Source organism: Pseudobutyrivibrio ruminis (genome assembly GCF_015057245.1).
Lineage (GTDB): Bacteria > Bacillota > Clostridia > Lachnospirales > Lachnospiraceae > Pseudobutyrivibrio > Pseudobutyrivibrio ruminis_E.
Genome location: NZ_SVET01000005.1, coordinates 145,413 through 165,006, shown reverse-complemented (window position 1 = coordinate 165,006; position 19,594 = coordinate 145,413). Strand labels below are relative to the sequence as shown.

Genomic DNA, 19,594 nt, shown 5'->3' with positions numbered 1-19,594 from the left:
TCTCGCTTGAGAAATCTAAGAGCTTGTTGCTTACTGCCTATTTTTACTCTGGGTATGTGAATTCCATATTTGACCATGAATTAAGTACGTCCAAGTAACGCTGGCACTCTGTTTTAGCGAGCTGAATATCCAGGTTCTCATAGTGGCCACACTCAATTGCACTCTTTCCGAATACGTCTCCCTCATGGTCTACTGTCTGCTTGAAAACTTTTTTAACTACTTCGAATGTCTTTTTAGAATCTACTCCCTTAATTACAAGATAGAATCCAGTCTGGCATCCCATTGGTCCAAAGTAAATTACATGGTCTGCGATTTCTGAGTTACGCATATATGTTGCAATCATATGCTCCACTGAATGCATAGTCGCATTATCCATATAATCACCTGCGTTTGGCTTACGAGTGCGCAAATCGTATGTGATTATATCTCCATCATCTACACGTGAAATGTAGAAGCCTGGAGTGAGTACATTATGGTTAATTGTAAAACTTTTAATCTTTTCCATTTTAAACCTCGTTTTAATTATTATACACAATAGCCTGTGCCAGCTTATTTGCAACATCCTCACCCTTGAATGTCTTTACAATCTCAAGTGCGAATGGAATTGCTGTTCCCATACCACGGCTGGTAATGATGTGACCATCGTGGCAAACACTGTCGGTTGAAACATTTGCCCCTAACAAATCCCCTTCCATTCCTGGATAGCATGTAGCTTTCTTTCCTTCAAGAAGTCCTGCCTTTCCAAAAACTGTTGGCGCTGCGCAAATAGCTGCAAGCCCCTTCTTTGAGGTGTTAAATCCATGTATCTGATCCATGAGAGGCTCACAAAGCCCAAGATTTAATGTACCTGGCATTCCGCCTGGAAGCACTATCATATCTGCTTTTTCAAAGTCAGTATTTTCTATCAGCTTATCACAGTATGTTGTGATTCCATGAGCTCCAGGAACCTTTTTGTTGCCTGTGATAGAAACCATGTCTATTTCAATATCAGCACGTCTCAGAATATCAACAACTGTAAGTGCTTCTATTTCCTCGTGGCCTTCCGCCATAAATATAAGAACTTTGCTCATATCCATTACCTCCCTGCTATTATCATATCAACTAAAATCTATGATAACACAAAAGAAGCCGAATTTCTCGGCTTCTTTTATCATCTATTTAATATTAAATTTATGCGTATGCATCAAATCGGCTTCCCGCCATTCCATAGCTAGCGCCTACACCTTTCATACTGTAGCTAGTATTGTTTGATGAGAACTGCATTGCTATGTTATTAAATTCATTTGAAACCTGAAGGGTTTTCTTTTGTCTCTCCAGTGGATCAATCTGAATCGCCTGATCGTCTACATCCTGCACCTGGGCATTAGGGTACTGAACAGGAGATGCCCCATTCACCACTCCACTTTGCTTGGTAGACTCAGTATTGTAAACATCGGAAAAATCTGCATCATTATCAACCGCATAATTCATTGGCTGAACAGATGCTACATTTCCATATGAACCTATTCCCATAATTGGTGAAATCGCCATACTCATTCCCTCCGTGCTTTTTCATAATATCATGATTATGTTTTTCAAAACCAAAAATCACAATCTTTATAAAGTAAAATCACAGAGAATTCATTGATACACATGATGCCAAAATATGTAGCTGAAAGTATCTACTTTCGCTTTTATCTAAGGAATCCTGCCACAATTTGTTCTTCTGCCTCTTCTTCTGTAAGTCCTAGTGACATAAGCTTAATAAGCTGGTCGCCAGCGATCTTTCCGATGGCTGCCTCATGGATAAGTGCAGCATCCACATTCTTTGCATCAAGACGTGGAATAGCAACTACATGTGCATTTCCCATGATGATTGCATCACAAGCTGCATGACCGTTACATGCTGTGTTACCTTCGATTGCTACTTCAAAAATCTGCTCAGAATCATCCTTTGCAACAGAACGAGAAACAACATCTGCGCTAGAGTTTTCACCATTAAGAACAACCTTATAGTCAGATGTGGCCTGCTGCTTACCATGTGTCATAAGAGCCTCATGAATAAGAAGTGTAGCTCCATCAGCAAGCTCAGCATAGTTTGTTCGAACTGTTGAATCAACACCCTTAATCTGAACCATCTCCATTTCTACATAGCTACCTTCTTCCTGGTAAACAGTAGTAACTGGATTAAGAATTCTTGCACCATTTCCATCGCCTTCGCCATAGTGCTTTTCTACGTATTTAACCTTGGCGTTTTTACCAACGTGGAATGTGTGAATACCATCGTGCTGTGAGTCCTGATCTCCGCAGTTGGAAATACCGCATCCTGCTACGATAGTAACATCAGCTCCCTCTCCAACATAGAAATCGTTGTATACCATATCCTTAAGTCCACTCTCTGTAAGAACTACAGGGATATGAACACTTTCGCCCTTTGTACCTGGCTTGATAATGATATCAATACCTGGCTTATCTTCTTTTGTAACGATGTCGATATTTGCTGTTGTATTTCTACCTGCGCTTGTACCGTTTGCACGAATGTTGTATGCGCCCTGTGGAATACCATCTAAATCAGCGACCTCATGTAAAATGTTCTTTTGAATTGCATCTAAAGCCATTACTGGTCACCTCCTAACTTTTCGCAAGCAATATTTGCTGCTGCAGATGTACCTAAAAGTTCAGGAAGGATTTCATCCTTTGGTCCCTGCTTCTTAACCTTACCATTTTCGATAACAACGATTTCATCGGCGATATTTAAGATACGCTCCTGATGAGAAATAACAATGATTGTTCCGTTGATTGTCTTACGCATGTTCTCGAAAACCTTGATAAGGTTCTGGAAACTCCATAAATCGATACCAGCCTCTGGCTCATCGAAAATTGAAAGCTTTGTACCACGTGCAAGAACTGTGGCGATTTCGATACGCTTAAGCTCTCCACCTGAAAGTGAACCATTAACCTCGCGCTCAACATAGTCCTTTGCGCAAAGGCCTACTCGTGAAAGATATTCACAAGCTGCAGCAACTGAAATGTTTTCTCCTGCTGCAAGACGTAATAAATCAATTACTCTAATTCCTTTGAAATGAACAGGTGCCTGGAATGCAAAACTAATTCCACGCTTTGCTCTTTCAGTAATATTCTTCTGTGAAATGTCCTCACCATCAAGAATAATCTGTCCTGATGTAAGTTCATTTACACCCATAATAAGCTTTGCAAGTGTTGACTTACCGCCACCGTTTGGTCCTGTGATGACGATAAACTTTCCATCCTCTACTGTGAGATTAAGATTATCAATGATTTCTTTGGTAGTGTCACCCTCATCTTCAACCTTGTAACACAGGTTTTTGATTTCTAGCATATTTCTACTCCTAACTCTATAAAACTCTCCCTAACTACTATGCCAGTAGCAGTTAGGCACAACTAATTCGATTGTACAAAATTAATCGAGCTTTATTATATTACCACGTTTTGCTCTGTTTTTTTATTAAAAATTTATTAATAAAGGGCTACTGAGAAACATTCTCAGTAGCCCTACATTTTTCATTAACTAATTAATTGTTCGCTTTTTCCTTTTTAGCAATCATTGGTAAGATTACGCCAAGTGCTGCAAGCACGATTGGTGTAAGGATGTTAAGGAATGTGTTAAATAAATCTCCCTCAACATACATACCAAGTAAGCAGCTAGCTGCTGTTACAAAGAAGCACCAGCATCCTGCGAAGATTGCAATACCCTGATTCTTAACAAACTTGTACTCAGGATTGAATTTCTCACCAGCCTTACGGAGCATGATGTATGCGAAGAATACCCAAAGGTAACGAAGTGGCATACATACTGAGTTAAGCTTTGTAAGCTGCTTAAGAACTACTGCTGCACCAGGAACGAATGACTGGATAAGGATGATAGCACCTGAAAGAACTGCAACCATCTTGATACCATTTACATAAGCACCTGCATCGTTCTTCTTGAGAAGCTTAGATGGGATGAACTCTCTAGCATCCTCATTGTCAAGAAGCATACGAAGTGGAGCATCAATTGAAATAACAAGTGTTGAAAGCTGACCGATAGCATTGCAAAGCGCATATATAATCATGATTGAATTTCCAACATGATAGTACTGACCAAGCTTCTGGAATGCCCAGTATGAACCGTTTGAATTGTATGCATCAAAGTTTGCATTGATTTCAGCTGGATCAAACATCATTCCCATAGCGATAGTACCAAGAATAGCACATACCATAACCATGACAGCAAGTGTAATCATTGCCTTAGGAAATCCCTTTGAAGGGTTCTCTACCTTGTTAACATATGGGGAAATCTTTTCACATCCACCTACTGCAAATACAAGGATTGAAAGTGATGTAAAGTACTTAACATTAAACTGTGGAATAAGTGTCTGTCTTGTAAATTCCATTGATACATAATCAGCATGAGGATTGATTGCAGGTGCTGCAAACATCATGATGATGTAAAGAATTGACATAACAAACATTGATGTACCTGCGATTGTAGCAAGCTTCTTAAGTGGATTAAGACCACGAGATGCTACGTAGCAGAATAAAATCAAAATAGCGAATGTAACAAGCTGAACTGCAAGTGTTGGGAAGCTATCATAAGTTTCACCATTTCTGAAGATTGCCCAGCTAAGAGCCTTTAAGCCACCTGATGACTTAGAAGCGATGTAAGTGATGTGGCAAGCCCAGTATGTCCAACCTGCATAGTAAGCTGCCTTTGCACCAGTTGTTCCGAAAATCCATGAGCTGACACCTCCGCCTGATGTCTTGAATGCTGAACCAAGCTCACCTACCATAAGTGCGTATGGCACGAAGTAGAGTGCAAACATAAGAATCCAGCTAAAGATGCTCTGGATGCCGTTAAAGTAGATAAATCCGTTTAAAACGTTTCCGAATCCCCATACAGTGGAAAACGCCATAAACGCAAGTGTAGACCACTTGATTTTTTTTGAATCCATTAATTAAATGTCCTCCCTTTTTTCTTTATCGGTTTAAAGCGAATATCAGTATTATACAGCATCTCTTTAAAGAATTAAATCAGGAATTAAATATTCAGACAATTCGCTTTAACACTTTAAACGGCTCACCTGTTTATTAAATTGTAATTATATAGTTTTTGTAGTCCACTGACTGCAATCCCACACGTCCGTTGCAAGCCCTTCGTAAAACTCTGGCTCGTGGCAAACCATAAGGATGCTTCCATTGTATTCTTTAAGCGCACGCTTCAACTCATCCTTGGCATCCACATCCAAGTGGTTTGTAGGCTCGTCCAAAAGAAGCAGATTTGTCTCGCGATTTAGCAGCTTGCAAAGACGAACCTTTGCCTGCTCTCCTCCGGAAAGCACTCTACACAAGCTTTCAATATGCTTTGTTGTAAGGCCGCATTTTGCCAAAGCAGAACGTACTTCGTTTTGATTGTAAGATGGAAACTCATTCCAGATTTCCTCTATACATGTTGTGGAAATGTGCTGGTCCATCTCCTGCTCAAAATATCCAATCTCCAAAAACTCTCCCTGATAAACTGTTCCAGAAAGAGGTGGAATAAGACCAAGAATACTTTTTAACAGAGTGGTCTTTCCAATACCATTTGCACCTGTAAGAACTATCTTTTGCTTGCGCTGCATCTCCAAATTCAGTGGCTTTGAAAGTGGCTCATTTTTATCGTAGCCAATAATCAAATCCTTTGTAGAAAAGATTACACGGCTAGGTGTTCTTGCCTCTTTGAAATAGAATTCTGGCTTTGGCTTTTCTGCTGCCAGCTCGATAACATCCATCTTATCGAGCTTCTTCTGACGTGACATAGCCATATTTCTTGTGGCTACATTTGCTTTATTTCTTGCAACGAAATCCTTTAGCTCTGCGATTTCCTTTTGCTGACGATTATAAGCTGCCTGAAGCTGACTCTGCTTCATAGCATAAACTTCCTGGAACTTATCATAATCGCCAACATAACGATTGAGCTGCTTGTTATCCATATGGTAAATAAGATTGATTACTGAGTTAAGAAATGGCACATCGTGTGAGATAAGAATAAATGCATTTTCGTAGTCATTAAGATATCTCTTAAGCCACTCAATGTGCTCAACATCCAAATAGTTTGTAGGCTCGTCCAGAAGAAGGATGTCTGGCTTTTCCAAAAGAAGCTTTGCCATAAGCACCTTTGTACGCTGTCCACCTGAAAGCTCTGTAACATCTTTATCAAGACCCAGCTCTAATACGCCAAGTGCACGTGCTACTTCTTCAACCTTTGAATCAATCATGTAAAAATCATGCATTGTAAGAAGATCAGCAATAGTTCCTGCCTCTTCCATGCGCTTATTCATCTCGTCATCGTCTGTGACCTCACCAAGACTAGCGTAGATATCATTCATTTCCTGTTCCATCTCGTAGAGGAAGTCAAATGCTGAGTGAAGCACACTGCCAATAGTCATGCCCTTTTCTAGCACTGTGTGCTGGTCCAAATATCCAACACGAACCTTCTTCGACCATTCGATTTTTCCCTCATCAGGCTGAAGCTTTCCTGTGATGATGTTCATGAATGTAGACTTACCTTCACCGTTTGCACCAACAAGACCGATATGCTCGCCCTTCAATAATCTAAATGAAACATCCTCAAAAATGGCTCTATCTCCAAAACCATGGGATAAGTGTTCAACGTTTAAAATACTCATATTTTACCTTTCTATCTCTAACCCTGCTTACGCATTCTACTTAAATATGATGAGGCGGCTGCCGCATAAGAACCGGCTGGCGCTTTTACCTCTGCCTTTATTGTTTCTTCTTTTTGCGGCCTCAGCTCATTTATAAATACTGATTGCTTATCAGTGTATTTGAAGATTGTAAGCTTTTCTTTTGCTCTTGTTATTCCTACATAAAAGATTCTACGCTCTTCTTCAAAGTTTTTCTTGTCTTGAGCTGTTGCCCTTGAATTAGCCCTAATGACCTTATTAGGGAAAACTCCATTTATTGCATCTATTAGAATAACATTCTCATATTCCAAACCTTTGCTGGAATGAATAGTTGAAAGAATGAATTTGGCGCCTGGTGTATATTGCTTTTCCTGAAGAATCATTCTGAGCTCATTCAGTCTATTCAGGAATGATGGAATATCCTTTTCCTGCTTTGCTATCATCTTTAATATAAAGACTTTGTTGTTATCTATGTTGTTGGAAATTAGATATTCCCCGTAGCCCATAAACTTTTCGATTCGATTTATGGCCTTATATGGGTTCTCACTGGCCATGTTCTTAAAATGAGTTCTAAGGGATCTGCAATTTCCAAGCACATGTCCATTAAGATTTAGAAGCTCTGCTGCATCTAGTATTCCCGAATGATTTCTCTCTGCAAGCTGACACATTTCAATTGCATCTTTCTTACTAAGGTAAGTCTGGAATTTGAAATATATCTTCATAAATATTTCTTCATCCATAGGAACAAATGCAAACCTGAGCATGTTTACTATATCTATCACCACTCTGTTTGTGAAGAAGGCCATATCCGCATTTTTTATGTTGTATGGAACGCCTTCTCTTTCCAACAAATCTACAAGTGGCAAAACACTTTCATTATCTCTGTATAAAACAGCTGTCTTTCGATTTATTTCTTTTGCCAAGCTAAGTAAATAAGAATACTGCTTCTCTCGTCCAAGCTTCACGAACTCAATATCTGTTGATGCCGCTTTAGTTGCACAGATGTGCTTTTTATGTCTGTCTTTGTTGTGCTGGATAAATATGTCCGCAGCTTCTACGATTCTTGCGTTCGAACGATAATTTTTATCCATCACCAGGACCTTTGCGCCTGGATGCTCGTTTTCAAAGTTAAGAAGTGCATCAGGGTAGGCTGCTCTAAAGCCATAGATACTTTGGTCCTCATCACCTACCATGAAAAGATTGCCCTTAGCACCTGCAAAAAGAGCAATAATCATATGCTGAATCTTGGATGTATCCTGAGCCTCATCTACGCATATATACTTGTAGATTTCCTGAAAATGATTAAGCACCACTGGTGAGCTTTTAAGCATCCTGTAGGCATACATCATCTGGTCATCGTAGTCCATCATATTGCGCTGCTTAAGCTCATTATTGTAGGTTTTGTATATCTTTATTAAATCGATGCCCTCATCTTTACCAAGCTTCTTAATCTCATCGTCGGAAAGATACATATTTTTGCAATATGTAATAAGCGTCCTAACTCCTTTGATGTCACTGTCTGTTGGGTATTCTCCCACAACATTTACGTATATATTTGTTAGAAGCTGTCCTGTAAACTTTTCATCGGTGCACAATTCAAATGGGTCTTTTCCAATCATTCGACCATAATATGCAATTATCTTTGCACATATGCCATTGATGGTTCTAAACTCCAATCGGTCAGCAAGCCCCGGTCCAAATATACTAACAAATCTTTCAGACATATCCTTTGTGGCTGCCACCGTGTAAGTAAGTGTTAAGATATTTTCCGGTGCAATGTTCTTGCAATAAATCATATACCCCAGTCTGTTTACCAGCACTGTGGTTTTACCACTTCCTGGCACAGCAAGAAGCAGCACAGGGCCTTCTACGGTCTGCACTGCTTCCTGTTGCTGTGAATTCAGCCTTGATATGTACTTTTCAAAAAAATCTTTTTCCTGCATAAATTACAAATCTAAAATTTCTATATCTATTTCTTCTAATTCAACGTCCTCATCTACATCTGATGGCTTAGGACGTTTCTTTTTCTTTGGTCTATTGCCTCTTTCCTTTTCCTTTTTCTTAAAGTAAATTTCTGGAATGAAATGCAAAACAAATATTGCCACTACAATATATAAATGGCAGAAGAAGATATTTGTGATTACTCCGTTATGTTTTAATAAATATGATGTTGAATATCCATATAAACATAGAATACCAAGGTAAGTCAATCCCATAATCATAATAGGAATATTCGCAGCCGCCTGCTTAATACAATGAAGGAAATCCTTAAAGCTTGCATCAAAGTAAACAAATCGACCTATCATAAGTGTAAGGAAATAAGTGATAAACATATCATAATTGTTATCTTCATATATAAACTTGATATAACAAAAGATAAGAATCATATACAGCATGCCAGTGAGTCTGATGGATGCCATTTCATCTCTATCAAGTCGCTTTAAAGGAACTAACACATGATCAAAAAATGTGTTGACCAATATGGATATTATCATAAATACCAGCAAAAGATAATCTTTATAATCGCTCCAGAACTGATAAAAAGCTCCCGATGTCACAAAGCGATTAATAAGATAATATGCTGCCATAAATCCTATGATGCTTCCGCCTGAAAAAATCAGCTCGTAAAATCTTTCTGTCAAAGAGAAAAACTCATGCTGCATCTTACGAGGATTTTTGAATCGGCCCTTTGAATAAATATAAAATGCAGCATAAACAACTGCTAATAATACCAATGCTAATACTAAGAAAATAATACAATCTGGCAATGTAAAATAATGCTTTACATATTCTGCGTAACTCATATTCAGCCTCCATTATTTACAAATAACTCATATTACGTTTCAAACATTTTAAATTTTATCAAACCTCTCCCTATTTTTAAATGTTACTTATTGTTAGAAATAATTCAATTTATGCTTTATTTTTTTATGCTCTATTTACTTTAACGAGTTAAAGCGTTAAAATATCACTTAATTAATGCCTTGGTATAGGGTAAATAAACTAATAGGGAGTTCTTATATGAAACTAGTTAAAGCGTATAATAGCGTAAGTCTTATTATTAGGATTTTATGCGGATTATTGATTGGTGCAGTCCTCGGACTACTTTTTGATAATCTCCAGGTTGTTTCACTTTTAGGTACTATTTTTGTTGGCGCTTTGAAGGCTGTTGCACCTGTACTTGTGTTCGTGCTTGTTGTATCTGCCCTCGCTCAAGGAAATGATAAGCTTGATAGAAGATTCGGTCTTGTTATCATCCTTTACATGGTCAGCACATTTTTAGCATCAGTGGTTGCTGTTGTCGGAAGCTATGTTTTCCCACAGACAATCATGCTTAGTGAAGCTGCCGAAGCAGACACTGTACCTACAGGAGTTGGCGAGGTTCTTTCAAATCTTCTTGTAAACATGGTTGGCAATCCTATCGGCGCTATTGTAGATGGTAGATACATCGGCATCCTTTTCTGGGCTGTTGTTCTTGGCCTTGCCTCTAAGAGAGTTGCCAGTGACAACACAAAGAAGGTAATGGAAGATTTTGCAAACATCGTTTCACTTGCTGTTAAATGGATTATCAATCTTGCCCCATTCGGTATCATGGGTCTTGTTTATTCAAATGTTTCAACAAACGGTCTTGCAATCTTTACTGATTACGGAAAGCTCTTAGCACTTTTAGTTGGATGTATGCTGGTTGTTGCACTTGTAATTGATCCACTTCTTGCAGCTATCGTACTTCGCACAAATCCATATCCACTTGTATTTAGATGCCTTAAGGAATCTGGTGTTACCGCATTCTTTACTCGTAGCTCTGCAGCAAACATTCCTGTAAATATGGAGCTTTGCGAGGCACTTGGCATGGATAAGGAAATGTACGCTGTATCAATTCCACTTGGCGCTACAATCAACATGGACGGTGCAGCTATCACTATTGCTGTTATGTCCCTTGCAGCTGCCAATACTGTTGGAATCCACGTATCATTTGCAACAGCTCTCATCCTTGCATTCATTGCTACTCTTGCAGCTTGCGGTGCTTCCGGTGTTGCTGGTGGTTCATTGCTTCTTATACCAATGGCTTGCTCATTGTTCGGTGTTAACGCCGATGTTGCAATGCAAGTTGTTGCTGTAGGCTTTATCATTGGTGTAGTTCAGGATTCTGTTGAGACTGCCCTTAACTCTTCAGGCGATGTAATGTTTGCCGCTACTGCAGAATACTCACAGTGGAAGCGCGATGGCAAATCTCTTCCTACATTCCTTGGCGGAACTACTAAAGTTGATATCTAATTCTGTCTAGATATATTAAAAGCTCACCTCTTAATGAGGTGAGCTTTTTGCTTTTAGAATAAATCTAATGAACTGTCTAAATAGATTTCTTCTCTGACTATAAGCTGATATTCCGGTTTAACCATGTAGTAGAGAATGAATTCTAATACTATCGCACTTCCCAGGCTACGTCCTTCTATTTTGAAATTAGAAAATCCCATTGGCATGTATGTGTTTTGAATATCCTCTACGCTGATAAAACCAGGATTTCGCATTGCATCTGAGAATCGGTATCCTCTTTTAGCCTGAGGCGATTGACATATGTGATCCTCGCAATCCTCCCCGAGGCTTTTACGGCTAACATTCTCATAGCATTCTTTTCTATCAGTACAACCAAATGAACAGCATTCATTGCACAGAAATTCCACTTTGTCTTTCTGAATTTTGGACAACTGCTCCAGCTTTTCAAATGATTTGTTCAAACGAAAGTCTGGCACTACATATTTGAAATCTTCTCTATCAAGTTCTACCTCTAAATCTTTAAAATCTGTTAGTACCTTTGTGGTTGATGAAACAAAATAATACTCTGGATAGTTTTGCTTTATATAATCCATAAGTAAGTCAGAGTATATGATAATACCATTTTGAGTACCCGTTTTTTCAAATAGCTCACACAGCCTGTTGCATCGCTTATCTGTTAGATGCTCTTCTCTGATTAATGAATTGCTGAATGTAAGTCTTGCTGATATGCTGTAATCTCTCAGTAGCTTGATTACATCAGTTGCCTGTTCTTCGCCAAATCCAACGCGGCCTCCGCCCCACAAGCAATCTGCTGGAGCACCATAGATTGAACCTATTTCACACCAATCATAAAAGTATTCTCGGTGATTCCTGAATAGTGGTAATAGAACTTTATAAAAATCATAAAACTCAAACAAACCTGGTAAATGATAATATGCTTTCATTCTTGCTCCTAACATGATTTTCTATGGCAATTATATCATTTATTTAGCTTATTCTTGTGAAGTATTGTGTATCATCTTCATGATGTATATATGCTCCATTTGCCAGCTGTGCTTTAAGACTTGGTGTGTTATCCTTGTTTACTGATAAATATACTTCTTGTATATCTCGCTTTCTTGCTTCTACAAGAGCTAGTTTTAAGCCTTTTGTAGCATATCCTTTGCCTCTATATGCTCTGCCTACCCCGTAACCGATGTGGCCTGACCCATTTCTAAGCGCATCGTTTAAACAATGTCTCAGATTGAATATTCCCACATACTTGTCCTCATCCTCTAAAACGAAGGTAGTATCTGGCACAAATCCCTCAGGAAGATTCTTTCCCATGGACCAATCTTTTTTTATTTCTATCCATTCAAGGAATTTGTCATAATCGTAGCCATATACCGGATTCAAGAAGCCATTCTCATCTGCCTCAAATGTCATAAACAACTCGTAAGTCTTTTTGTAGTCTGAATCCTGTACTCTAATTAGTTCCATAAGTGTATCCTCCTGTTGTATATTATTTTCCATATCATATCATATGATATGAAATAAAGGTATCTCTCCCTGTTTTTGGTACCAGGATAGTACCAAAGTTAATCCTAGTTAAATAAATTTTGATTAGGTTTGCTCTCGTGCCATTCCTTCACCATTTTTCGATATTCCTCTTGTTTTTCATAATACTTCTTTAAATCCGCTTTCCTTTTTGCAGCCTTCTGAGCTCTTGCTTTTGCCTCTCTCTGAGCATTATTATTTCTCCTGCTTCGACTCTGATTAGATTTTATGTTATCCAAGACCTGTTCCATTTGTTCTTCTACTGTCAACAATTCATTTTCTCTGCCTTTTATAGCTAAATCGACATGCTGGATGGTACCTGCCTCACCATTTTCTTTCAGGAAGAACCCTGTTCTTCTTAATTTACCATCTAATGCCTCATCGTTTCCTTCCATTGTGAATTCAGTAGATTCAGAACCTAAATAAATTGCTCCTACGCTAGCTTCTTTCAGATCTATTAAACGGTCAATCCCATTTTCATCTCGATACCATACCTTTAAATCATTAAAAATCTCATCATCTTCATCAATCCAGCCATTATTATCCTTATCATACTCGGCCAAATCTTTAAAACCATCTCCGCTCTTCACACCAAATAACTCAGTGCCATCATTTATATGTCCATCACCATTTTTATCTAATGCCAGAAATCCGCTCCCTTTACCTAGACAAGAAATCTCATCATCCTTTCCATCTGCGTCTAAGTCAAATTTAAACTTTGAATCACTTAGGCTTGCAGATTTTGCATCTATATTGATAATTAATGGATCACACAATGCATCCAATGGAGAACTCATCTGAATAAAAGTATCATGCTTTTTGGTTCTTGCCATTTCCATCTTTAAGTCAACATCTATTTCTCTCCCATCCTGAGTTTTAACTTTTCCCTCTGCTCCATAATTAGTTTGCTCCTTTTCAACTCTACTTTCAACATAGCCTCCAAAGGAAGCGCCCTGTGCCACTCCTCCACCATATGTCTTTGAATATTGTCTGTTTGAATAGCTATTTACATTACTTTCGCCAATTCTCATATGTAACACCTCACAAAACAAAAGCATCTGCACTCTATCCATCCATAGAATGCAGATGCTTTCCTTAACACCTATTGCTTTTAAATTTCTAATCTGTTAAATAAACCAGCTTCCAAAGAACGAAGATAGTCCGTAATTATTCAACGCACTATACTTTCCGTTCATTCCGTAACTGTTATATAATCCTGCCAATCCGTTTTGCTGAAACATTGATGACGCTGCTGTGTTTTGAGTCACTACAGCACTAGCTCTTACGTTTTGTCCAAATGAACCATTGGTACCGAACACTCTCTGTAGATCACCTGCATCAGCACTCTTTAGTTTTTCTTCATCCATTGACAACGCACCTGTTTTAAAGTCATAACTAATACCAACTTTTTCGAGATCTGCCTTGTTTGTTAATGCAATTCTCTTCATCACAGATGCCCTGTTACTTATTTGTACTGATGAACTATTTGATGTCCCCTCAACTATCTCATTGTATCCATCAATCAAGTTCTTGACATTTGAATATAATGAATTACGGTTTCCATCTTGATAAATTGATTTGTTACTTAGCTGCCGTCCTGCGGTATCTGCTTTACTTGCGCCATTTAGAATTTTATCATTGGTTTTCGATGCCATCTTATAAAGCGAGCCAAACACCTTACTATTATCGATAGTACTAAAGGCTCCATAAGATTTTTGGATTCCATTCCCCTTTGAATTCTTTCCTACTTTTTGCTTGCCATACTGATTTAAAATAGAGTTTGTACTACTATTAATACCTCCAGTTAACAAGCTGAAATAATCCATTCCAAAATTCATAAGTGCCTCCTTATCTGCTTGGATGATTAACTACTGTTAAATCTAGTATCGTCCATCAAAACATGATAAAGAATAGCTTTGTAACAACTGGGCGCCAGGGTGTCATAACTGGTCTAAATTCTGCAACATCACCATTGCGCTATACCATCCGTCCTTATTCTCTATAGTAATACCACCAAGATATTTCTCCGCTATCTGTTTAACACTTTTTAACCCCAATCCATGTTCTCCAGATTTTGTTGTCACAGGGAGCCCATCATCAAATTTAGTTATCGTCCCTGTAAAGGTATTCTTAACTTCCACTATAAAGAAACTATCTTTTTTGATGCCCCTTAATATTATCCTTCTTTCATGATTATATTCCATGCACTCTGTAATCGCATTGTCCAACAAGTTTGTCATAATAACCCCTATGTCATATGGAGGAATACTAATTACATTAGACCATAAAAAATCACTTTCAAATAATATCCCTTTTTCTTCTGCCAATGCACTCTTTTCGTTAACAATTACATCTATCAACGCATTTCCAGTATTAAACTTATGCATAGTACTATTAAGTTCTATTCCCATTTGAGATAAATATTCTATTACCTCTTCTTTACTATGAGACTCTATCAATCCGCGTAATGTCGTAAGTTTGCCAGCCATATCATGTCTAAGTATACGGATTTTAGTATGATAAGAATCTAAATCTTCTATATACTTTTTTGCATAATTTGTACTTGCTATAATTTTCTGATTTTCAAGTTCTTGTTCTTTTAACTTTTGGAACTCCTGCCATAACACTACTCCAGAAAGTTGGCCTAAAAACAGTAATACAGCCATCACTGGCAATTTAATTCTTATACTTATGTCCTGCTCGCTAAAGATAAAGACTTCTTTTTCCAACGGAATAATAGATATTTCACTTAGCATATACATCATCAATAATGCAACTACTGAATATACCGACAACAAGCATGCCTGCTTAACCGTCATAAGGTATTTCTTTCTAACTATTCTTTTCACTATCACCAGCTCGAATGTCACACAAACCACATAGATAAATGCCATTATTACTATCCAGATTGTAAGCTGATTATACACACTTTCCATAGCATCGCCTGAGGCATAATCTATGCGCTCTAAAAGAAAATCAGAAATACTATCAGATAAAAACCCTGTAAAAATAAAGCAAATACTAAAAATACTATTCCATAAGAAATAAAGATATACCAACAATGGCAACATTTCCCTATCTCTCTTATAAAAAAACAATAATACTGTCACGGCAGAAATAAACAAAAACACCCCTTTTGTTTCAGCTGTAACAAAACTAATCACCAAACGCTCTACTGATATAGTTGCTATAAAAAGATTCCTCTTACGTATTGTAATTTCTTCGTTTGGAACAAAAATGAAAAATAAGCTCACAATAATCCCTAATTGAATAAAAATTAATGTAAGCTCATATATCTTCTGTATAATTTGAAATGTTGCCTCTGTCATATCAACTCTCCCTATCTGCAATATAATTCATATAACTTTGGACAAAATCATTATACCTATACTTTGACAGTAATGCCTGTTGACCGCTAGCCATTGTGATGTCTCCTCTGGTATATTTTTTCACATGCTTCATGTTTACGAGATAGCTTTTATGCACTCTGAAAAATGTATCCCCCAAGTTCTGTTCCCATTCGCCAATTTTTCCATAAATTTCAATTTTCCGTCCAAGTGCATGAATAACAACTTTTCTTCCTACACTTTCAATGCAAACTATATCTTCCTCATTCAATGAAAAAGTTGTTCCACCATTTTTTATTGTTATATGGTTTTCTTCTCTGCAAGAATTAGGCAGCAAATCAATTCTTTTTATTTCCTCTGCAGCACTCAATACTGTATTTTTAAATTTATCTTTGTTTATAGGCTTAACTATGTAATCGAAGGCATTAACATTAAATGCTTCAGCCATTCTGTCCTGTATCCCAGTCACAAAAATAATTAAAGGTTTTGTAAGTCTCACACTTTGCTCTTTTTCCTTTATTTTAGCCTGAATGGTTTCTGCAACAACCATACCATCCGTTTCAGCCATAGCTAAATCTAGAAGCAGAATATCTATTTCAGGTTTGTCTGGGCATAAATAATAGTGTAAAATTTCATCTCCAGAGGAAAATTGAACACATTTGGCAGTACCAAGTAATTCAGATACATACTTTTCTAAAGATTCTCTAACTATTATTTCATCATCACATATACCTACAACCATTTTCTTTCCCCTTTTTCATCTTATTAAAAAGTATACCTTAAATATATCTCAACTAGAATTTATTGTCACAAATGGACTGATAAATGTCATAAATAGAATAAACGCACTACGTTCTACTGTGCTGCTCCATTTCCTGTTCCTGTGAACATCATCATAAAAAATTCAGCTGCTGCACTAATCTCTCCACCCAAATAACTAGTTTCAGAAAAAACATTATCGACCCCCTTAGCTCCGAATAAACTAAAAGCATCCGAAGCAATCATTCTTTCTGCATTTTTCTTCGTAGCTGCTTCTCTTTCCATATGACGTTTTTCATAATATTTTTCCATAAGCTCCATTAACATATCATGACGTTTCTGTCTCTTTTCCCACCAGCTTTCATCATCTTTAGAATCAGCAAACTCTAAAGGATAGCCTTCCCCATGATGTTCTTCTATTGAAGCTCCAAAGTGTTCAGCATGGTAGTGTCCCTGAGCTCCAATAGGAAAATGCACAGCCCTGTCAATTTTAAAATATCCAAGTACCCATGCCTCATATTTAGGATCTGATTTCATCTGTTTATAGCCATCTTCCGTAATATTTATATATTCAACATCATTTAGTTGACTGGAATCATAAGGAATCTTAGAAATCACATCATTAATGACACCCTTATATTCTTCTAATGTCAAATCATCAGGATTGTAATTTTCACCAAGGTACTGCTTTATAACATTTTCACCAGCACTAACCATCTTATCAACATCAGCTTTTCTATCCTTATGTTTTGATATGTATTTATCTACTGTACTTTCTTCTGGTTGGATTCTTTTCTTTCCGGAGCTCTTTGCAAAGTCAATCTTTGAAAGTGTTTCTGAGAAACTACTGTTTGAGCTATTAATTTTAGTATATTTCTGCATTCCTTGTATTACAGAACCGGAATAGTTAAATATTGCCTGTTGCACTGACATACCATACATAGTTCTTACACCTCCATTAAAAATGGCATTGCTTCAAATTAGATTTCCTCCTTGAAACAATGCCAAAAGCACTCATAACTTCCATGATGTAATATCTATCGACCATTACATCTGCTCATTTATAGAGATGTAATCAATAGCAGTAATAATGTATTGAATAGATATCTATATTTCTTCTGCGACCTGTTCGTCTAATTCATCTTCTTTCTGATGAGTCTCTTTTGCTTTTTCGGCTTCTTCTCTAATAAGCTCAATCATAGCATTAATATCATTATCAACTCGATCAAGAAGCTTTTCCCATTCCTCATCAGACATGCCTCGCCAATCATCCTCTTCATTCTTTGATTCTAGCTTACTGTACGTCTCAATGAGCATCTTTAATACATCCTGTACATCCATAACTTCACCAGTTGATTCTCTTTTAAATGATACGTCAGCCTCAGAAATAGCTTGCACCCAGTTTAATTTCTTAGTTGCTGCTTCTTCAACAGATGAAAATTCTAGTCCACCTAATGGGTCCATAAAACTCTTGAGGGCACTCCAACTACCAAAATGATTTCCAGCTATTCCCGTACCATTTTCATCAGCATACTGACAATAAGCAAACATTTCTATAGCTGTAGCATTTCTTGGATCTACCTCAGAAAGATTTACATCATAAGATGAGCCATTAGAAATATTTACTCTAACAATGACATCATCAATATCTTCATTGATTAGCTGTGTAGCCGTCATTCCATGTCCCATACCAGGCGTAAGAACAAATCCCATGCCTAAATCTTTTTCCTGAACCTTATTATCTTTCGGCTCTGACTCACTTAAATCAACATCATATTCAAGGCTTAGTGAGGAAATAATTCCTGTACTAGATATAATACTTCCTGTTGGTACCACATTAATCTTTGCACCTTCAATATTCCCAATACCTGAATTAATCAAAACTTCCATTAGCCTATTGATATGCGGCATTAATTTTTCAGCAGCTAAATTACTAAGTCCAGCAAATTCAAATTTTCCTACCTCAGCAGAAAATGCTGAAAGATAATTCATTCGCTCAAAAATATCATCAGCTGCTACATTATCCACAAATTTCATAGTTTCGTCAGCCAAGTTTTCTGTATCTCGAATATAGGAGCATAATGCTGCAAATTCAGTAAAATCAGCATCTGTAGGATCAACATTATAAGGATCAATTTCTTTAGAAAATTCCTTTCCATCCTTATCTGTTCCAGTAGCTGTATACTTCCGCTCGTCACCATTAACATCAATTCTAATTTCAAATTTTTGCATAACTCCCTGATATGAATACGCAGTTCCCCCATCAGAACTGGCTATGGCACTCATCTGACTAGTCATTACACTTGCGGAAACTATACGAGTGTAACTTGTCTTCCCCTTTGAATCATCTTCAATAGATGCATCTACATCATTTAATGCTTCATTTGTTGACGTTTCAATAGCATTTTTGAAATCGTAATTTTTATAATTTTGATTTGTAAAGAAGTAGCTACTACTAAAACTGCTACTCTGATAATACAAACTATTTTCTGTTAAAAAATCTGTCATATAAACCCTTTCTTCAGCCTATCTATCATTCAAAGCTGATTCACTTTCCCTTGTCAAAAGCTTTGGCTTGCTTCGGGTCCAAGTGGTAAAAAAACATTACTCATAACTACTCATACACAATCAATAAAACCACCCCATTTATCAACCTTTGAAATAATTTGTTTTAATCAAAAAAGGACATCAAAAGATTTTTCAATCCATTGATATCCTTTAAATCCATTTCTTATCATTACTTCCAAAGACTATTTATATTTTCTATATTTATATCGGCACATCATATTACATCGTTAACCATATGTAATGAAAAGCACTTTTATTGTAATGAAACACAAAAAGGATTATGTCACCAAGCACAATTTCTCTATTAATAAAATTAAGGAGCCCCATCAGATGGCGACTCCCTATAAAAGCTCATGCTTTTCAATTGTGTATTAAGTCTAGACTACTTTGCTCAAAACGCCAAAATATATTAGCACATAAAAAAAGAAC

At 37.2% G+C, this 19,594-nt stretch carries 18 protein-coding genes; 1 reads left to right on the top strand and 17 read right to left on the bottom strand.

Annotation, left to right across the window (positions count from 1 at the left end):
• Positions 1 to 43: 43 nt before the first annotated feature.
• From E7274_RS06495 to E7274_RS06455, 9 genes are all read right to left on the bottom strand, one after another.
• On the bottom strand, positions 44 to 505 hold the full coding sequence (locus E7274_RS06495; RefSeq protein WP_090482160.1) for an S-ribosylhomocysteine lyase: 462 nt from the start codon (positions 503 to 505) through the stop codon (positions 44 to 46).
• A 13-nt stretch (positions 506 to 518) separates the two neighbouring features.
• Complete coding sequence (locus E7274_RS06490) at positions 519 to 1,070, bottom strand: DJ-1 family glyoxalase III (RefSeq protein WP_044936349.1); 552 nt, start codon at positions 1,068 to 1,070, stop codon at positions 519 to 521.
• A 100-nt stretch (positions 1,071 to 1,170) separates the two neighbouring features.
• On the bottom strand, positions 1,171 to 1,530 hold the full coding sequence (locus E7274_RS06485) for a hypothetical protein (RefSeq protein ID WP_044936351.1): 360 nt from the start codon (positions 1,528 to 1,530) through the stop codon (positions 1,171 to 1,173).
• Positions 1,531 to 1,673: 143 nt separating this feature from the next.
• The gene (locus tag E7274_RS06480) at positions 1,674 to 2,597 is read right to left on the bottom strand and encodes a SufB/SufD family protein (protein ID WP_090482163.1); all 924 of its coding nucleotides are present in this window, start codon (positions 2,595 to 2,597) and stop codon (positions 1,674 to 1,676) included.
• Positions 2,597 to 3,337: an ABC transporter ATP-binding protein gene (locus E7274_RS06475; protein ID WP_044936355.1), complete on the bottom strand. Its 741-nt coding sequence runs from the start codon at positions 3,335 to 3,337 to the stop codon at positions 2,597 to 2,599. The genes E7274_RS06480 and E7274_RS06475 overlap by 1 nt, the downstream gene beginning before the upstream one ends.
• A 193-nt stretch (positions 3,338 to 3,530) precedes the next feature.
• Positions 3,531 to 4,949 carry an amino acid permease gene (locus E7274_RS06470; protein WP_074790923.1) on the bottom strand — a complete coding sequence of 473 codons (1,419 nt, stop codon included), beginning with the start codon at positions 4,947 to 4,949 and terminating at the stop codon, positions 3,531 to 3,533.
• 147 nt (positions 4,950 to 5,096) lie between these two features.
• A complete protein-coding gene (locus E7274_RS06465; protein ID WP_044936358.1) occupies positions 5,097 to 6,662 on the bottom strand; it encodes an ABC-F family ATP-binding cassette domain-containing protein in 1,566 nt (521 codons plus the stop codon).
• 17 nt (positions 6,663 to 6,679) lie between these two features.
• Positions 6,680 to 8,623 carry an ATP-dependent helicase gene (locus E7274_RS06460; RefSeq protein WP_304174655.1) on the bottom strand — a complete coding sequence of 648 codons (1,944 nt, stop codon included), beginning with the start codon at positions 8,621 to 8,623 and terminating at the stop codon, positions 6,680 to 6,682.
• Between the two features lie 3 nt (positions 8,624 to 8,626).
• The gene (locus E7274_RS06455) at positions 8,627 to 9,484 is read right to left on the bottom strand and encodes a hypothetical protein (protein ID WP_304174653.1); all 858 of its coding nucleotides are present in this window, start codon (positions 9,482 to 9,484) and stop codon (positions 8,627 to 8,629) included.
• 217 nt (positions 9,485 to 9,701) lie between these two features.
• On the opposite strand from E7274_RS06455, the gene sstT reads away from it, so the two are divergent.
• Positions 9,702 to 10,955 carry a serine/threonine transporter SstT gene (gene sstT, locus E7274_RS06450; RefSeq protein ID WP_097075942.1) on the top strand — a complete coding sequence of 418 codons (1,254 nt, stop codon included), beginning with the start codon at positions 9,702 to 9,704 and terminating at the stop codon, positions 10,953 to 10,955.
• Positions 10,956 to 11,008: 53 nt separating this feature from the next.
• On the opposite strand, the gene E7274_RS06445 is transcribed toward sstT, so the two are convergent.
• The 8 genes from E7274_RS06445 to E7274_RS06410 all read right to left on the bottom strand — a co-directional run bounded on the left by E7274_RS06445 (position 11,009) and on the right by E7274_RS06410 (position 19,105).
• Positions 11,009 to 11,899: a hypothetical protein gene (locus E7274_RS06445; protein ID WP_304174651.1), complete on the bottom strand. Its 891-nt coding sequence runs from the start codon at positions 11,897 to 11,899 to the stop codon at positions 11,009 to 11,011.
• Positions 11,900 to 11,942: 43 nt separating this feature from the next.
• Positions 11,943 to 12,434, bottom strand: a complete 492-nt coding sequence (locus tag E7274_RS06440; protein WP_304174649.1) for a GNAT family N-acetyltransferase — start codon at positions 12,432 to 12,434, stop codon at positions 11,943 to 11,945.
• A gap of 104 nt (positions 12,435 to 12,538) precedes the next feature.
• On the bottom strand, positions 12,539 to 13,522 hold the full coding sequence (locus E7274_RS06435; RefSeq protein ID WP_304174647.1) for a hypothetical protein: 984 nt from the start codon (positions 13,520 to 13,522) through the stop codon (positions 12,539 to 12,541).
• A 96-nt stretch (positions 13,523 to 13,618) separates the two neighbouring features.
• Positions 13,619 to 14,329: a hypothetical protein gene (locus E7274_RS06430; RefSeq protein WP_304174645.1), complete on the bottom strand. Its 711-nt coding sequence runs from the start codon at positions 14,327 to 14,329 to the stop codon at positions 13,619 to 13,621.
• Positions 14,330 to 14,431: 102 nt separating this feature from the next.
• A complete protein-coding gene (locus tag E7274_RS06425) occupies positions 14,432 to 15,820 on the bottom strand; it encodes a sensor histidine kinase (RefSeq protein WP_304174643.1) in 1,389 nt (462 codons plus the stop codon).
• A 1-nt stretch (position 15,821) separates the two neighbouring features.
• A complete protein-coding gene (locus E7274_RS06420; protein ID WP_304174641.1) occupies positions 15,822 to 16,580 on the bottom strand; it encodes a LytR/AlgR family response regulator transcription factor in 759 nt (252 codons plus the stop codon).
• 113 nt (positions 16,581 to 16,693) lie between these two features.
• Positions 16,694 to 17,539: a hypothetical protein gene (locus E7274_RS06415; protein WP_304174640.1), complete on the bottom strand. Its 846-nt coding sequence runs from the start codon at positions 17,537 to 17,539 to the stop codon at positions 16,694 to 16,696.
• Positions 17,540 to 17,704: 165 nt separating this feature from the next.
• Positions 17,705 to 19,105, bottom strand: a complete 1,401-nt coding sequence (locus E7274_RS06410) for a hypothetical protein (RefSeq protein WP_304174638.1) — start codon at positions 19,103 to 19,105, stop codon at positions 17,705 to 17,707.
• Positions 19,106 to 19,594 lie beyond the last annotated feature (489 nt).

Coding starts and splice junctions, on each gene's coding strand:
- E7274_RS06495 (WP_090482160.1), bottom strand. CDS start 505: ATGGAAAAGATTAAAAGTTTTACAATTAACCATAATGTACTCACTCCA.
- E7274_RS06490 (WP_044936349.1), bottom strand. CDS start 1,070: ATGAGCAAAGTTCTTATATTTATGGCGGAAGGCCACGAGGAAATAGAA.
- E7274_RS06485 (WP_044936351.1), bottom strand. CDS start 1,530: ATGGCGATTTCACCAATTATGGGAATAGGTTCATATGGAAATGTAGCA.
- E7274_RS06480 (WP_090482163.1), bottom strand. CDS start 2,597: ATGGCTTTAGATGCAATTCAAAAGAACATTTTACATGAGGTCGCTGAT.
- E7274_RS06475 (WP_044936355.1), bottom strand. CDS start 3,337: ATGCTAGAAATCAAAAACCTGTGTTACAAGGTTGAAGATGAGGGTGAC.
- E7274_RS06470 (WP_074790923.1), bottom strand. CDS start 4,949: ATGGATTCAAAAAAAATCAAGTGGTCTACACTTGCGTTTATGGCGTTT.
- E7274_RS06465 (WP_044936358.1), bottom strand. CDS start 6,662: ATGAGTATTTTAAACGTTGAACACTTATCCCATGGTTTTGGAGATAGA.
- E7274_RS06460 (WP_304174655.1), bottom strand. CDS start 8,623: ATGCAGGAAAAAGATTTTTTTGAAAAGTACATATCAAGGCTGAATTCA.
- E7274_RS06455 (WP_304174653.1), bottom strand. CDS start 9,484: ATGAGTTACGCAGAATATGTAAAGCATTATTTTACATTGCCAGATTGT.
- sstT (WP_097075942.1), top strand. CDS start 9,702: ATGAAACTAGTTAAAGCGTATAATAGCGTAAGTCTTATTATTAGGATT.
- E7274_RS06445 (WP_304174651.1), bottom strand. CDS start 11,899: ATGAAAGCATATTATCATTTACCAGGTTTGTTTGAGTTTTATGATTTT.
- E7274_RS06440 (WP_304174649.1), bottom strand. CDS start 12,434: ATGGAACTAATTAGAGTACAGGATTCAGACTACAAAAAGACTTACGAG.
- E7274_RS06435 (WP_304174647.1), bottom strand. CDS start 13,522: ATGAGAATTGGCGAAAGTAATGTAAATAGCTATTCAAACAGACAATAT.
- E7274_RS06430 (WP_304174645.1), bottom strand. CDS start 14,329: ATGAATTTTGGAATGGATTATTTCAGCTTGTTAACTGGAGGTATTAAT.
- E7274_RS06425 (WP_304174643.1), bottom strand. CDS start 15,820: ATGACAGAGGCAACATTTCAAATTATACAGAAGATATATGAGCTTACA.
- E7274_RS06420 (WP_304174641.1), bottom strand. CDS start 16,580: ATGGTTGTAGGTATATGTGATGATGAAATAATAGTTAGAGAATCTTTA.
- E7274_RS06415 (WP_304174640.1), bottom strand. CDS start 17,539: ATGTATGGTATGTCAGTGCAACAGGCAATATTTAACTATTCCGGTTCT.
- E7274_RS06410 (WP_304174638.1), bottom strand. CDS start 19,105: ATGACAGATTTTTTAACAGAAAATAGTTTGTATTATCAGAGTAGCAGT.